Annotated in this window: 14 protein-coding genes and 1 pseudogene; 10 read left to right on the top strand and 5 right to left on the bottom strand. The window is 53.3% G+C overall.

Going from position 1 to position 14901, the window contains the following annotated elements; genetic code table 11:
* Window positions 1-254: 254 nt before the first annotated feature.
* The 9 genes from rpmH to MRY16398_RS28880 all read left to right on the top strand — a co-directional run bounded on the left by rpmH (window position 255) and on the right by MRY16398_RS28880 (window position 7582).
* A complete protein-coding gene (gene rpmH / locus MRY16398_RS28920; protein WP_000831330.1) occupies window positions 255-395 on the top strand; it encodes a 50S ribosomal protein L34 in 141 nt (46 codons plus the stop codon).
* Between the two features lie 15 nt (window positions 396-410).
* Complete coding sequence (rnpA, locus tag MRY16398_RS28915; RefSeq protein ID WP_071195137.1) at window positions 411-770, top strand: ribonuclease P protein component; 360 nt, start codon at window positions 411-413, stop codon at window positions 768-770.
* On the top strand, window positions 734-991 hold the full coding sequence (gene yidD / locus MRY16398_RS28910) for a membrane protein insertion efficiency factor YidD (protein ID WP_072039764.1): 258 nt from the start codon (window positions 734-736) through the stop codon (window positions 989-991). Before rnpA ends, yidD begins: the two co-directional genes overlap by 37 nt.
* 2 nt (window positions 992-993) lie before the next feature.
* Window positions 994-2637 (top strand): membrane protein insertase YidC, encoded by a 1644-nt coding sequence (gene yidC, locus MRY16398_RS28905; protein WP_039080024.1) that lies wholly within the window; start codon window positions 994-996, stop codon window positions 2635-2637.
* A 103-nt stretch (window positions 2638-2740) separates the two neighbouring features.
* Entirely contained in the window at window positions 2741-4105 is a 1365-nt protein-coding gene (gene mnmE, locus MRY16398_RS28900; RefSeq protein WP_079496848.1) for a tRNA uridine-5-carboxymethylaminomethyl(34) synthesis GTPase MnmE, read from the top strand.
* The gene (locus MRY16398_RS28895) at window positions 4102-4785 is read left to right on the top strand and encodes a hypothetical protein (RefSeq protein WP_125125612.1); all 684 of its coding nucleotides are present in this window, start codon (window positions 4102-4104) and stop codon (window positions 4783-4785) included. Before mnmE ends, MRY16398_RS28895 begins: the two co-directional genes overlap by 4 nt.
* Window positions 4786-4946: 161 nt before the next feature.
* Complete coding sequence (locus MRY16398_RS28890) at window positions 4947-5693, top strand: 4'-phosphopantetheinyl transferase family protein (protein WP_071195140.1); 747 nt, start codon at window positions 4947-4949, stop codon at window positions 5691-5693.
* 20 nt (window positions 5694-5713) lie between these two features.
* Window positions 5714-6280 (top strand): NADPH-dependent FMN reductase, encoded by a 567-nt coding sequence (locus MRY16398_RS28885; protein ID WP_071195141.1) that lies wholly within the window; start codon window positions 5714-5716, stop codon window positions 6278-6280.
* A 126-nt stretch (window positions 6281-6406) separates the two neighbouring features.
* On the top strand, window positions 6407-7582 hold the full coding sequence (locus MRY16398_RS28880; protein ID WP_125124097.1) for an IS4 family transposase: 1176 nt from the start codon (window positions 6407-6409) through the stop codon (window positions 7580-7582).
* A 79-nt stretch (window positions 7583-7661) separates the two neighbouring features.
* Here MRY16398_RS28880 and MRY16398_RS28875 read toward each other — a convergent pair whose 3' ends face one another.
* Window positions 7662-8999: an NCS2 family permease gene (locus MRY16398_RS28875; RefSeq protein WP_107222686.1), complete on the bottom strand. Its 1338-nt coding sequence runs from the start codon at window positions 8997-8999 to the stop codon at window positions 7662-7664.
* Window positions 9000-9167: 168 nt separating this feature from the next.
* Here MRY16398_RS28875 and yieH point away from each other — a divergent pair, with 168 nt between their 5' ends.
* Window positions 9168-9833 (top strand): 6-phosphogluconate phosphatase, encoded by a 666-nt coding sequence (yieH, locus tag MRY16398_RS28870; RefSeq protein ID WP_039080018.1) that lies wholly within the window; start codon window positions 9168-9170, stop codon window positions 9831-9833.
* Window positions 9834-9871: 38 nt separating this feature from the next.
* Here yieH and MRY16398_RS28865 read toward each other — a convergent pair whose 3' ends face one another.
* The 4 genes and pseudogenes from MRY16398_RS28865 to pstB form a co-directional block, all read right to left on the bottom strand.
* Window positions 9872-11050 (bottom strand): esterase, encoded by a 1179-nt coding sequence (locus tag MRY16398_RS28865; protein WP_039080017.1) that lies wholly within the window; start codon window positions 11048-11050, stop codon window positions 9872-9874.
* Between the two features lie 51 nt (window positions 11051-11101).
* Window positions 11102-12634, bottom strand: a pseudogene (locus tag MRY16398_RS28860) (carbohydrate porin); the annotation flags it as partial.
* 606 nt (window positions 12635-13240) lie between these two features.
* A complete protein-coding gene (gene phoU / locus MRY16398_RS28855; protein WP_039080015.1) occupies window positions 13241-13966 on the bottom strand; it encodes a phosphate signaling complex protein PhoU in 726 nt (241 codons plus the stop codon).
* A gap of 136 nt (window positions 13967-14102) precedes the next feature.
* The gene (gene pstB, locus MRY16398_RS28850; RefSeq protein WP_039080014.1) at window positions 14103-14876 is read right to left on the bottom strand and encodes a phosphate ABC transporter ATP-binding protein PstB; all 774 of its coding nucleotides are present in this window, start codon (window positions 14874-14876) and stop codon (window positions 14103-14105) included.
* Between the last annotated feature and the right edge of the window lie 25 nt (window positions 14877-14901).

Here is a 14901-nt window from a genome sequence, read left to right as displayed (position 1 = left end):
GCGCTTTGCCCGCCAGGCCGTATAATCCACCACCCGGCGTGCTTTGCTCGTTTTTAGTCGTCGAGCACTGCTTATTTTTTACGCGAAACTGTGCAAAAATAAGCGTGTTATAAGGAAAGAGAATTGACTCCGGAGTGTACAATTATTACAATCCGGCCTCTTTAATCACCCATGGCTTCGGCGTCCGTCGTATGATATTCGTTCGGGTATCCAAAAAAGCCATTGAATTTATTCAAGTTTAGGTAGAAATCGCCATGAAACGCACTTTTCAACCGTCCGTACTGAAGCGCAACCGTTCTCACGGCTTCCGTGCTCGTATGGCTACTAAAAATGGTCGCCAGGTTCTGGCTCGTCGTCGCGCTAAAGGCCGCGCACGTCTGACCGTTTCCAAGTAATAAAGCTAACCCTGAGTGGTTAAGCTCGCATTTCCCAGGGAGTTACGTTTGTTAACTCCCAGTCATTTCACTTTCGTCTTCCAGCAGCCACAACGGGCTGGCACGCCGCAAATCACCATCCTCGGCCGCCTGAATTCGCTGGGGCATCCCCGTATCGGTCTTACCGTCGCTAAGAAAAACGTCAAACGCGCACATGAACGCAACCGGATTAAACGTCTGACGCGTGAAAGTTTTCGTTTGCGTCAACATGAACTTCCCGCAATGGATTTCGTGGTAGTGGCGAAAAAGGGGGTTGCTGACCTCGATAACCGTGCTCTTTCGGAAGCGTTGGAAAAATTATGGCGCCGCCATTGTCGCCTGGCACTCGGCTCCTGATAGGCCTGATTCGGGTCTATCAAATCCTGATTAGTCCGCTACTCGGGCCGCGTTGCCGTTTCAACCCGTCATGCTCTCGCTATGGAATTGAGGCATTGCGCAGGTTTGGAGTGATAAAAGGCAGTTGGTTGACAGTGAAACGCGTATTAAAATGCCACCCTTTACACCCGGGTGGAGACGACCCCGTCCCGCCAGGACCCTTTAATACCAGAGAACACTAACGATGGATTCGCAACGCAATCTTTTTGTCATCGCTTTGTTGTTCGTGTCTTTCATGATCTGGCAAGCCTGGGAGCAGGATAAAAATCCTCAGCCTCAGCAGCAGACCACGCAGACTACGACCACCGCAGCGGGTAGCGCAGCCGACCAGGGCGTACCAGCCAGTGGCCAGGGGAAACTGATTACGGTTAAAACCGACGTGCTGGAATTGACTATCAACACCCGTGGTGGTGATGTCGAGCAGGCACAGCTTTTGGGTTATCCGAAAGAGCTGGGTTCCAGCGAGCCGTTCCAGTTACTGGAAACGACCCCGCAGTTTATCTATCAGGCGCAGAGCGGTCTGACCGGTCGCGACGGCCCGGATAATCCGGCGAACGGCCCACGTCCTCTGTACAACAGCGAAAAAGATGCGTTTGTGCTGGCTGATGGCCAGAACGAACTGGCCATTCCGCTGACCTATACCGATGCTGCTGGTAACACCTTCACCAAAACCTTCACCCTGAAACGCGGTGAATATGCGGTGAACGTAGGTTACAACGTGCAGAACGCCGGCGAGAAACCGCTGGAAGTCGCTACTTTCGGTCAGTTGAAACAGTCCATCAATCTGCCGTCGCACCGCGACACCGGCAGCAGCAACTTTGCATTGCATACTTTCCGTGGCGCTGCGTACTCCACGCCGGACGCGAAGTATGAAAAATACAAATTTGACACCATCGCCGATAACGAAAACCTGAACGTCAGCGCAAAAGGCGGTTGGGTCTCCATGCTGCAGCAGTATTTCGCTACCGCATGGGTTCCGCGTAACGAAGGCACCAATAACTTCTACACGGCGAACCTGGGCAACGGTATTGCCGCTATCGGTTATAAATCTGAACCGGTTCTGGTTCAGCCGGGTCAAACCAGTACGCTGGGCAGCACCCTGTGGGTCGGCCCGGAAATTCAGGATAAAATGGCTGCCGTTGCGCCGCACCTGGATCTGACCGTGGATTACGGCTGGCTGTGGTTTATCTCTCAGCCGCTGTTCAAACTGCTGAAATGGATCCACAGCTTCCTGGGTAACTGGGGCTTCTCCATCATCGCAATTACCTTTATCGTTCGTGGCATCATGTACCCGCTGACTAAAGCGCAGTACACCTCCATGGCGAAAATGCGTATGCTGCAGCCGAAGATTGCGGCAATGCGTGAGCGTCTGGGCGATGACAAGCAGCGTCAGAGCCAGGAAATGATGGCGCTGTACAAAGCAGAGAAAGTTAACCCGCTGGGTGGTTGCTTCCCGCTGGTTATCCAGATGCCAATCTTCCTTGCGCTGTACTACATGCTGATGGGTTCCGTTGAATTGCGCCATGCGCCGTTCGCCCTGTGGATCCATGACCTGTCTGCACAAGACCCGTACTACATCCTGCCGATCCTGATGGGCGTGACGATGTTCTTCATTCAGAAGATGTCTCCGACCACCGTGGCCGACCCGATGCAGCAGAAGATCATGACCTTTATGCCGGTCATCTTCACGGTGTTCTTCCTGTGGTTCCCGTCAGGTCTGGTGCTGTACTATATCGTCAGCAACCTGGTGACCATTATTCAGCAGCAGCTGATTTACCGTGGTCTGGAGAAACGTGGGCTGCATAGCCGCGAGAAGAAAAGCTCCTGATTCGGTGAAGGCCGGGTAAGCGTAGCGCCACCCGGTAATCAGAATAGTAATGACAGGGCGGTCTCATGACCGCCCTTTTTATTGGGATTCAATGAGACATATCATGAGCCATAACGACACGATCGTCGCCCAGGCTACCCCACCGGGACGCGGTGGCGTTGGTATCCTGCGTATTTCCGGCCTCAACGCGCGTGATGTCGCGCAAGCCGTGCTGGGTAAGCTGCCAAAACCGCGCTACGCCGACTATCTGCCGTTTAGGGATGCCGACGGCACCGCGTTAGATCAGGGCATTGCGCTGTGGTTTCCGGGCCCGAATTCATTCACTGGCGAAGACGTGCTGGAACTGCAGGGCCACGGCGGCCCGGTGATCCTCGATCTGCTGCTCAAACGTATTCTGACACTTCCGGGCGTACGCATTGCGAAACCGGGAGAGTTCTCCGAACGAGCATTCCTCAATGACAAACTCGATTTAGCCCAGGCGGAAGCCATTGCCGATCTGATTGACGCCAGTTCAGAACAGGCGGCACGCTCGGCGCTGAACTCGCTGCAGGGGGCGTTTTCCGCACGCATTAATCACCTTGTGGAAGCACTCACTCACCTGCGTATCTACGTGGAAGCGGCCATTGATTTCCCGGATGAGGAAATCGACTTCTTGTCTGACGGCAAAATTGAAGCTCAGCTTAACAGCGTGATGGGCGATCTGGATGCCGTGCGCGCCGAAGCGCGCCAGGGCAGCCTGCTGCGCGAAGGGATGAAGGTAGTGATTGCCGGGCGTCCAAACGCCGGGAAATCGAGCCTGCTGAACGCACTGGCAGGCCGTGAGGCGGCGATCGTGACCGACATCGCCGGCACTACCCGCGACGTTCTGCGCGAGCATATCCACATTGATGGTATGCCGCTGCACATCATCGACACCGCCGGGCTGCGCGATGCCAGCGACGAAGTTGAGCGTATCGGCATTGAACGTGCCTGGCAGGAGATTGAACAGGCAGACCGCGTACTGTTTATGGTGGATGGCACTACCACCAGCGCCGTTGACCCGGCGGATATCTGGCCGGACTTTATTGCACGTCTGCCCGCCAAATTGCCCATTACCGTGGTGCGTAACAAAGCGGATGTGACCGGTGAAACGCCGGGCATCAGCGATGTAAATGGTCACTCACTTATCCGCCTGTCGGCACGTACTGGCGAAGGCGTGGATGAGTTGCGTAATCATCTCAAGCAGAGCATGGGCTTTGATACCAATATGGAAGGCGGCTTCCTGGCACGTCGTCGCCATCTGCAGGCGCTCTCAGACGCCGCCAGTCACCTTGAACAGGGTAAAGCGCAGCTACTGGGTGCCTGGGCAGGTGAACTGCTGGCAGAAGAGCTGAGACTGGCACAGCAGGCATTGAGTGAGATCACCGGTGAGTTTACCTCCGACGATCTGCTGGGCCGTATTTTCTCCAGCTTCTGTATCGGTAAATGAGCCAGACGGCCGATGCCCTGTCCGCCCTCTACGAAGCGACCAGTGAACGCACGCTGGTCGCCTGGCAGAAGGCGCCTGATTGCGGCGAGATCATGCAACAAGCTTATTACGACCCGCACAAACTGGCGCTGGCGAGCGGGATTCAGCCACCTCTTCCCACTGCCGTCGCCTCGCTGCGCCAGCAGCTTGCGATACGGGTGAGCGATGATACGCTGGCCGATGTCATGCCCGCCGACGGCCTGCACTTTACCTTTCTCCCGATCACGCTGCCGCTTTATAGCGCCGCAGAGCCGCCTGAGAATATGGCCTCTTTACTGACGCTCTGGCAGCGCTGGCGGCAACATACCGTTCACATAAATGAGCTGCGGCTGGTTGCGCTACCGGGTCAGATTTTGCTGGCTGGTATTCCTGATGAAAAAAGCCAACAGGCACGCCAGCAATTTTGCGACGCGCTACTGGCCTCCCCCTGGCGCAATCACCTGATTGACCGCCATGCGCATACCCCACTACCACCGCCATTCTGGCACACAACGCTATTACGTTATCAGGCACAATACCTGCCCCCATCATTACGGCACTTTTACCTCGCAAATCGCCAGCAACGCTACGGCAGCGTAGAAGGGACTCTGAAACTGGCTCAGGTGAATTACAACTGGACACGCGTGCTGCCGATTGAATGAATTGTGCAGGAAATATGTAGATGGGCACATATTGACTAAATTTATTGTAAATGTGGCCTGATTGGCCTTTTCATCAGCGTTTTTCCGCATTAAAACCTATGCGGTATGCGCGATAATGTTGATTATCGTTTCCTGCATCAGACCATTATCACGGAGGGAAAATGGCAACGCATTTTGCACGAGGGATCCTCTCAGAGGGATGTTTAGTTTCAACGCGGCTCTCCCAGGCCTGTCATAACAGCGCCCGGCAACTTCCTGAACACCAGCAGTCGCGTTATCTGGCTTCACGGGCACTGCTCGCTGAAATGATGTTTATGCTTTATGGCATCAGCGAACTCCCGGACATCATAATTGAATCCAGCGGACGCCCGAAATTTTCCGATCCTGGCCTGCCACATTTCTCTCTGGCATACGCCGGAAATATGGTTGGCGTGGCGATCACTACCGAAGGCGAGTGTGGTCTGGACATGGAGTTACAGCGCGCCACCCGCAGTTTTCACAGCCCCCATGCACAAAAATCCTGGCAGTTCAGCAGCAACGAACAGCTCTGGATCAACAACCAGAACGATCCCAACGAAGCACAGGCGCAGCTCTCAACCCTGAGACAAAGCGTGCTTAAGCTTCTCAATCAAATGCAGGATTCCCCCGGCATGTTGCAACTGCTACCTGGCGCCGGACGACTGCGCGTTCCCCAACTGGCTCAGGTCGAAGTTTTATGTGATGCTGAGGATGTCTTGATCTGGTCGGTTGCGGTGACGCCGGCCATCGAGAGCCTCAAGATCTGGGAGTTTGACAGCAAAAATGGGTGGCGCTTTCTGCCAGACGTGCAGACACGCGCGAACGATCCCCTCTCCCGCCTGATGCGTTTCACCAGTTTGCCAGCAGAAAAAGCCCTTATTATTAACTGACCCGATCGCAAGGAGTCATTATGTCTGCATCACTTAACGTTGTGACGTTACTGGGTAGTTTGCGTAAAGGATCGTTTAACGCGATGGTTGCGCGGACGCTACCCAAACTGGCCCCGGCGGGCATGGAGGTCTTACCTTTGCCGTCCATCGGTGACATTCCGCTGTATGACGCCGATTTGCAGCAGGAAGAGGGTTTTCCCGCCCGTATCGAAGAGATTGCACAACAGATTCGCGAAGCGGACGGTGTGGTCATTGTGACCCCGGAATATAACTATTCCGTACCCGGTGGGCTGAAAAACGCCATTGACTGGCTCTCACGTCTTCCTGAACAGCCGCTGTCCGGTAAACCGGTGCTTATCCAGACCAGTTCAATGGGCGCGATTGGCGGCGCGCGTTGCCAGTATCACCTGCGGCAAATCCTGGTCTTCCTTGATGCCATGGTAATGAACAAGCCAGAATTTATGGGCGGCGTGATTCAAAGCAAAGTCGATCAGCAGACGGGAGAAGTGGTGGATCAAAGCACGCTCGATCATCTGACCGGGCAGTTGACGGCCTTTGGCGACTATATTCAGCGGGTAAAAGCGTAAGCGAAGTGCGGGCTGATGCCCTCACCCAGGCCCTCTCCCACGGGGCTGAGGAATCCCCAGAAAAAGTGAAAGGCACGATGAAGTGTGATCTACTGGTTGCGCTAACAAATCAGAAGAGACCTCATCGTGCCTTTAAAGACAGTGTGCCAGAAATTCTTTTCCTCGTCTTTACGCGGGATTCATTCTTTCCGCATTAATGTCCTCACTTCCATGGCTGTTGCGCTCTGCAACGGTGCTGAACTCACCCTGACCAGTCTCGGACGCTCCCTTCCCGGTTCCGCTCACGTCAAAAATAAAATCAAACGGGTCGACCGTGCCCTCGGTAACTCCGCCCTTCACCGCGACCTTCCCCGTATCCAGATGCAGCTCACCCGTGCCATTACCTCCCTCATGCCGTTCTGCGTTATTGCTGTCGACTGGACCGGATGGCCTGATAAAAACTGGCATCTGCTGCGCGCAAGTCTGGTCTGTAACGGCCGCTCACTTCCGCTGATGAGCGAAGTCGTTCCGGCTGAACTCGCCCAGAACAGCAGGATACAGTGCGCCTTCCTCGACCGCCTCCATGCGGCTGTTCCGCCGGAAAAAGCGGTCACGATTATTACCGATGCCGGCTTTCGCACCGACTGGTTCCGTCACATCAGTCTGCTGGGCTGGTCCTTCGTCGGTCGGGTCAGAGGGCTCGTGTGCTTCCGGATGGACGGCGATACACGCTGGATGAAAATCAGCGACCTTCATGCCGGCGAATACCCGGTAAGAGTGGGTTATGGCGTCCTGGCCCGGAAACCCCGCACGCCCTGTTACGGTCACTTTTATCTGCAGAAACGCCCGGGAGCAGGCCGTCACGGCAAAGGGGGAATGCCAAAAACGCAGAGAGAGCATCGTCGCAGCGCACAGGAGCCGTGGCTGCTGTTCAGCAATGTGGCAGGTATGGAGCCAGCACAGATAATGACGCTGTACAGTCGCCGGATGCAGATAGAGCAGAACTTCCGGGATGAAAAAAGCCCGCGCTTCGGGTTCGGACTGAGGCTGAGCCGCAGCCAGGGCAATGGACGTCTGGCGGTACTGAGCGTCGTGGCGGCCATGGCGAGTCTGGTGATGTGGCTGGCAGGGTATCTGGCGGAGAAAAAGCAGCGCCACCTGCGCTATCAGGCAAACAGTATAAAAGACAAAAGGATCCTGTCTTATGTGAGGCTGGCGGTTGAGGTTCTGCGGCATGAGCCCGGAATACTAAGGCGGCTGAATATCGCTAATGCACTGAAAATGTTAGGTAAAGAGTACAGTAATATGGTCATGGTGAACTGACCATATTACTGGGGATCTCTCAGCCCACGGGGAGAGGGAGCAAACACTAAAGCCCTTTTCTTCGAAAAGGGCTTACTGCTTATTTGGCGTCGATAAAGACGATTTTCAGCACGAAGAGCACCGCAACCACAACCACACAAGGGCTGAGTTCACGCAGACGCCCAGTGAACAGCTTCATCACACAGTAAGAGATAAAGCCCAGCGCGATCCCTTCGGTAATTGAGAAGCTGAACGGCATCATCACGGCAGTAATAAACGCCGGGACCGCTTCGGTCAGATCATCCCACTTCACGCGAGAAAGGCTGGATGTCATCAGAACGCCAACATAAATCAGCGCGCCCGCAGCAGCATAGGCAGGAACCATTCCGGCCAGCGGCGACAGGAAGATAACCAACAGGAACAGGATGCCGACGACAACAGCAGTCAGACCTGTGCGGCCACCAACAGAGACACCGGATGAGGATTCGATATACGCGGTCACCGAAGAGGTACCGATGAACGAACCCGCCACGGAAGAGATACTGTCGACATACAGCGCCTGCTTCATGCGCGGGAATTTACCGTTCTCATCAACCAGACCCGCTTTGTCGGTCACACCAAGCAGGGTACCGGAGGAGTCAAAGAGGTTAACCAGCATAAAGGAGAAGATAACGCCTGCCAGGCCAATGTTGAACGACCCGGCCAGATCAACATTACCCACTACGCTCGCCACGCTTGGCGGCGCGGAAATAATCCCGTGATACTGCACATCGCCCATCATCCAGCCCAGCAGAGTGGTCACGACGATAGAAATCAGTACCGCAGCATGAATATTGCGGGAAGCCAGAACAGCAATAATAAAGAAGCCCAGAACACCCAGCAGGACGCTGTGAGACGTCAGGTTACCAATGGCCACCAGCGTATCTTTGTTCGGCACAATCACACCGGCGTTTTTCAGGCCCATCATACCGATAAACAGACCAATACCGCTGGTGATGCCCACACGCAGGCTCACCGGGATATTGGCAATCATCCAGTAACGAACGCGGAAAATAGTCAGCAACAGCAGACCTACCGCACCCCAGAAAATCGCGCCCATCCCAATTTGCCAGGACAGTCCCATCGCGCCCACTACCACAAACGCGAAGAAGGCGTTCAGGCCCATCGCGGGTGCCAGTGCAACCGGCAGGTTAGCAAACAGACCCATCAGGATACTGCCGAACGCGGCAATCAGACAGGTGGTGACGAAGACCGCACTGGTGTCCATCCCGGCGACACCCAAAATCTGCGGGTTAACAAAAACGATGTAGACCATCGTCAAAAACGTGGTGAAACCGGCGATCACTTCGGTGCGTGCCGACGTGCCATGTTCACGCAGTTTAAACACGCGCTCAAGCAACCCTTGGCTCGACGCCTGGGTAGTGTGTTGTTGGCTCATTATCAATTTCCGAACAAGGAGGGAAAATTCGTCGCTATCCTATACCAAAATGAGACAATGTTGACGGTTATCACACACTTTTTTTCATTGAATTTGCTTATACGGCAACGATTGCGTGGGGTAATCTGCCTTAAGTAAACGATAAACTTGCAATATACAGGAAACGGCATGTCCCAAATTGAAGCAGTATTTTTCGACTGTGACGGCACCCTGGTAGACAGTGAAGTCATCTGTTCGCGCGCATATGTGCATATGTTTAAAGAATTTGGCATCACGCTCGATCTTGAAGAGGTGTTCAAACGTTTCAAAGGTATGAAACTCTACGAGATAATCGAGGTGACAGGCGAAGAACACGGCGTGACGCTGGACAAAACCAAACTGGAGCCAGTATTTCGCAGCGAAGTGGCGCGGCTGTTTGATTCCGAGCTGGAAATCATTCCGGGGGCGAAAGAGCTGCTTGATGCAGTCACCGTGCCTGTCTGTGTGGTCTCTAACGGCCCGGTAAGCAAAATGGAGCATTCACTTGGCAAAACCGGTCTTCTGCACCATTTCCCGAATCTGCTGTTCAGCGGCTACGATATTCAACGCTGGAAGCCCGACCCGGAACTGATGTTCCATGCGGCAAAAGCGCTGAATGTGAATACAACGCGCTGCATTCTGATTGATGATTCGGTGGCGGGCGCACAGTCGGGTATTGCTGCAGGCATGGAAGTCTTTTATTTCTGTGCCGATCCGCATAACAAACCGATCGACCATCCGCAGGTGACCACGTTCACCGAGCTGTCGCAGCTCCCGGCATTGTGGAAAGCGCGCGGCTGGAACATTACGCGCTAACGGTAAACGCCTCTCCCTAACAGGAGAGGCGTAATGCATTACTTAAACAGTTTCTGCACAAACTCGGCATACGCCGGACGCCAGACATCCATTTCGTGGTTCAGACCCGGGTACATCTTGTAGTCGAATTTAATGCCTTGCTTCTCAAGATCGCTTTTCAGACCGGCAATGTCTTTGCCCGTGACGGAATCTTTTTCACCGACCACCACCGTGAAGTTATGCAGTTGCTTGTTGATCTCCTGAGGCTTGTTAAGCTGAGCGGTAACACCCGCATCCGGAACGGTTGTGGTCGTTACGCCACTCAAGGTTGCCAGCCAGCCAAAGCTATCAAGATGGTTCATCCCTGAGACCAGCGCCTGATAACCGCCCTGCGATAACCCGGCCAGCGCGCGCCCGCTTGCATCTTTGCGCACGTTAAACCGCGCATCGACCATCGGGATGATGTCATGCATCAGTTCGCGATCGGCCGCTTTAGCATTCAGCGGATAGAAAGTTTTGCGACGCTCTTTCGGCGGATAGTTTTCCGCAATCGCCTGCGCGATGTCGGTTTCCGTATCCGGCACGACCACCAGCATTGGTTTGATTTTCCCTTCGGCCAGCAGGTTGTCCATGATCTGCGGCAGGCGCCCCTGATCGATAGCCGAAAGACCGGTATCACCAAAACCATGATAGAAATAGAGGACCGGCAGCGGCTCGCCTTTGCCGTTATAGCCAGGCGGTGTCCAGATATAGACGCGACGCTCTGAGCTCAACGCTTTCGAGTGATAAGTTACCGTCAAGAGATCGCCATGTGGTACGGCGCGATCGTCGAGAATACTTCCCGGAACCAGGATCAGGCTGGTGTTAACCTGACGCTGCGGTTTCTGAAAACGGCTTCCCGTGTCTACCGAACGGAAACCATCCACATCAAAGTAATATTCGTACAGATTCGGCGCCAGAGATTCGCTTTTCCAGGACCAGACGCCGCTCTCATCTTTGCTCATATCATGGGAGACAAAGCTGTCCGGGGTGGAACCGGTAACCACCGACACTCGTTTTGCTGCTGGCGCAAACAGGCGAAAGGTAATGCTTTTATCGGCATTCACCTGGGTCACATACTGGCTGACCGGCACCGACAAATCCGGGGTTGCCGGAAAAGGGGCCGCAATGGCGGGAATAGCCGCGCTGCCAAGCAGTGCGGTGATGGCGAGTGTCAGACAGGCGATGTTTCTTTTCATATCAAATCCCTCGTATTTTTTTGTCGTTCATGCAGAGTTATTAAGCGGGCATTACCACCAGACCTCAGCCTGAACCCCTGCGGCAAACTGGTTATTTTTCTCATCAGCGAAGCTGAAATTATCCAGTTCGTTATCCAGCGCATGGATGTAGGTACCATAAAAACGAATTTCCGGGCGGGATGTCAGCATACTGGTGTTGACCTTAAGCGTATGGTAAAGCGTGGTTTTATACCCTGCCTCTTTGAACTTCGCGCCGTATTGATTTTTGTTCTGCTGGTTGAAATACGCCAGTTCTACGCCCGTCTGGTTGTATTTGTCCCAGATATACGCCGGACGTACCACCGCACGATAGCTGGTGAAGTCACTGTGAGCGCCAGTCTCATAGCTATAGACATCTTCGCCTCGTGAATAGACCAGCGCGTTGGCCACGATCACATCGTCACGCAAATAGGTTTCGCCCTGCGAGACCAGACGAATCGCCGTACCGTTGGTGTGATCGCCATAGTAACGACCATTGAACGCGATGTACGGGCTGGAACCGCTGTAACGGGCAAAGCTGCTTGCCAGTGAGTTATTGGCCATCAGGAAGCTAAATTCGTTATAACCGCCGTTTTTAAATTTCTGCGTTAACGCCGTGCCAAACATCCAGGTGTCTTTCCATTTGTAATACCCGTTGTCGTTCACGTTCTCTTTCTGCGTATCCGTCGAGTTCGCCATCGCGTAACGACCATTGACCATCAGTTCTGCTTTATCCCACAACGGAATGGCTTTATAGCGGACATCAACGGTGTTGGTGTTGAGTTTCTGTGAGTGGCTTAGTGAGCGGTCGTATTGATCAATATCTTCACGCAGCAGCGCGATATCAAGCTTACCGCTGCCAAGCTTCATGTTTTCAATCCCAACGCCGCCGGAGGCATCAGTACGCTGCGTTTTCCAGTCGAGCATCTGTACTTCATATTTGGGAAGCTGGTGCTTACCAACCCACATATCCGCTTCCGGGGCGAACGGCAGGAAACCGGTGGTGGTCAGGTAGATATCAGAGAACTGCAGGTAGTTTTCATTGGTGCTGTTGTCGCCAAACCAGCCAGCAGAATAGGACTGCCCAACGTTACCATCGAGCATGACGACCGCTTTCGCGCTCTTACCATTTTCGTTATAGACACGCTGGGAGAACTGCAAATCAAACCAACTGGTGTATTCGTTGCCAAAACGCCCCAACGAGCCGATAGCCCAGGATTTGGGCGATCCGTTCGTGGTGGTCGCCCATCCCGAGCGGAAATAACCGTTGTAACTAAAGCCAATTTCGTCTTTGACGAACTTACTGAGATCTTTCATCGACATGGATGAAACATCTTCAGTTTTAGACGGGTGAGCACCCGGCGCTGGCGCTGTCTGAACCAGCACAGCAGCAGGGGCCGGTGTCGTTTTCGCTGTACTTGCCGTCGCAGATGCGGGCGCAGGCGCAGAAGCGGTCTGTGCAAAGTAAACCGCCTGCTTATTCTTCTCTTCATCCTTGTAGCGCTGTAATTCCTTTTTTGTTTCGCTGAGATCTTTCTCCAGCGCCGCAAGGCGCTGTTCGATGGTCATATTTCCGGTTGCGGCCATCGCAGGGGTAACTGAGTATAAAAATGATGATGCCAGAATTAAGGGTATTGTTTTTTTCATGGTTTCCATCCAACCATTTTTTGGATAAAAAAAACCTGAACCCACCCGAGATGAATCGGGTGTAAGTTCAGGTTTTGCCTGTCGAAAGCAGTAACAATCCTGTACTGGACACATCTTTGCGGTTGGCTGTTTTTTACTCAGCCCTAAAAACAAAAAACCTGGCACCTCCAGAAGGGAGATGTCAGGTTTAGCCCGCAAAGCGGTAGCAATCCAGTTTCAGCCCACAACATAGCGATTTTTAACCCACCGGCAATGCGCAAAATAATAAACTGTGATTTACCACGGGTTTTTAGTTCACCATTTCAGCAGCGGTACATTTTTATGGGCCAGATTCCGGTACCGGCCTGATACAGAAACGTCGTTAATTTATTCCAGAATCAGAACGGTGGGTTTTCAGGAGAAAGAAATGGGAAGGCCTGTGGGGGTTATAAATAAACAGTGCTTTGCATCTGACACTCTCCTGCAAATCAGCAAAAAAACGCCAGCAGATATGTCGCTGGCGTTTTTATTTGCTGAGCGCGGAAATCACTCTTTCGGGTCTTTTCCGGCGAGCAGTTTATCCAGTTCATCACCGCCAACATGACGGAAATCCTGGCCTTTAACAAAATAGAAAATGTATTCGCAAATATTCTGGCAACGGTCGCCGATACGCTCAATTGAACGGGCGCAGAATAGCGCGGTTAACACGCTTGGAATGGTGCGCGGATCTTCCATCATGTAGGTCATCAGTTGGCGTACGATACCTTCATATTCCTGATCCACTTTCTTGTCTTCACGGTAGATACGTACCGCTTCGTCAATATCCATACGTGCGAAAGCATCCAGTACGTCGTGCAGCATCTGCACGGTATGGCGGCCCAGAGATTCCAGGCTTACCAGCAGCGGCTGGTGCTGCGAGGAGAATTTCTCCAGCGCTGTGCGGCAGATTTTATCGGCAACATCGCCAATACGTTCCAGCTCAGCGATCGTTTTGATAATCGCCATCACCAGACGCAGGTCGCTGGCGGTCGGCTGGCGCTTGGCAATAATACGCACACAGGCTTCGTCGATAGCGACTTCCATCATGTTCACCTGCTTATCACCCTCAACAACGCGCTGAGCCAGCTCGCTGTCCTGGTTATGCATCGCAGTGATCGCGTCAGAAAGTTGTTGCTCTACCATCCCACCCATGGTCATCACCTGAGTGCGGATACTTTCCAGCTCGGCGTTAAACTGGCCGGAAATATGTTTGTTAAGATTGAGGTTGTCCATGGTGTCTCCTGATGCCCAACTATTTTTGGGCTATAACAAGGCGGCAACTGAGCGAATCCCCGGGGCGCATCATATGGCACGACCGGGGTGAACAAAGGCAGCCAACACAGTTAGAGCCTGAAAGCAGTATGGCAAATCAACCGTAGCGGCCAGTAATATAATCTTCGGTTTGCTTTTTCTTCGGCTTGGTGAACAGATCATCCGTGTTGCTGAACTCAATCAATTCGCCGAGATACATAAACGCCGTGTGATCGGAACAACGCGCAGCCTGCTGCATGTTGTGGGTCACGATGACGACGGTGTAATCCTGCTTCAACTCGGTGATCAATTCTTCGATACGACCAGTCGAAATGGGGTCTAGCGCCGAGCAAGGTTCGTCCAGCAGTAAGACTTCCGGACGGATCGCAATCCCACGGGCGATACACAGACGCTGCTGCTGACCACCGGAAAGAGAGTACCCGCTCTGGTGCAATTTATCCTTGGTTTCATTCCATAATGCGGCCTTGGTCAAGGCCCACTGCACACGTTCGTCCATATCGGCACGAGACAGCTTTTCAAACAGACGCACACCGAAGGCGATGTTGTCGTAAATCGACATCGGGAACGGCGTTGGCTTCTGGAAAACCATCCCAACTTTTGCGCGCAGCAGGGCGATATCCTGGGTATTGGTGAGAATGTTATCCCCATCCAGCAGGATTTCGCCTTCTGCGCGTTGCTCCGGGTACAGTTCAAACATTTTATTGAATGTACGCAGCAGCGTGGACTTACCGCAGCCTGACGGCCCGATAAACGCCGTTACCTGGTTTTTAGCAATGTCCAGGCTGATGTTTTTCAGGGCATGGAATTTGCCGTAATAGAAGTTCAAATCGCGAACCTGAATTTTGCCCGGCGTTGTATCAACCATACTCATTTATCTATTTCCTCACTCGGCACCG

The sequence above is a fragment of the Phytobacter sp. MRY16-398 genome (genome assembly GCF_003925915.1).
Taxonomy (GTDB): domain Bacteria; phylum Pseudomonadota; class Gammaproteobacteria; order Enterobacterales; family Enterobacteriaceae; genus Phytobacter; species Phytobacter diazotrophicus.
This window is presented reverse-complemented; position numbering and strand designations above follow the sequence as displayed.

Coding starts and splice junctions, on each gene's coding strand:
- MRY16398_RS28865 (WP_039080017.1), bottom strand. CDS start 11,050: ATGAAAAGAAACATCGCCTGTCTGACACTCGCCATCACCGCACTGCTT.
- MRY16398_RS28885 (WP_071195141.1), top strand. CDS start 5,714: ATGTCTGCATCACTTAACGTTGTGACGTTACTGGGTAGTTTGCGTAAA.
- MRY16398_RS28890 (WP_071195140.1), top strand. CDS start 4,947: ATGGCAACGCATTTTGCACGAGGGATCCTCTCAGAGGGATGTTTAGTT.
- mnmE (WP_079496848.1), top strand. CDS start 2,741: ATGAGCCATAACGACACGATCGTCGCCCAGGCTACCCCACCGGGACGC.
- yidC (WP_039080024.1), top strand. CDS start 994: ATGGATTCGCAACGCAATCTTTTTGTCATCGCTTTGTTGTTCGTGTCT.
- MRY16398_RS28895 (WP_125125612.1), top strand. CDS start 4,102: ATGAGCCAGACGGCCGATGCCCTGTCCGCCCTCTACGAAGCGACCAGT.
- pstB (WP_039080014.1), bottom strand. CDS start 14,876: ATGAGTATGGTTGATACAACGCCGGGCAAAATTCAGGTTCGCGATTTG.
- phoU (WP_039080015.1), bottom strand. CDS start 13,966: ATGGACAACCTCAATCTTAACAAACATATTTCCGGCCAGTTTAACGCC.
- yieH (WP_039080018.1), top strand. CDS start 9,168: ATGTCCCAAATTGAAGCAGTATTTTTCGACTGTGACGGCACCCTGGTA.
- MRY16398_RS28875 (WP_107222686.1), bottom strand. CDS start 8,999: ATGAGCCAACAACACACTACCCAGGCGTCGAGCCAAGGGTTGCTTGAG.
- yidD (WP_072039764.1), top strand. CDS start 734: ATGGCGCCGCCATTGTCGCCTGGCACTCGGCTCCTGATAGGCCTGATT.
- rpmH (WP_000831330.1), top strand. CDS start 255: ATGAAACGCACTTTTCAACCGTCCGTACTGAAGCGCAACCGTTCTCAC.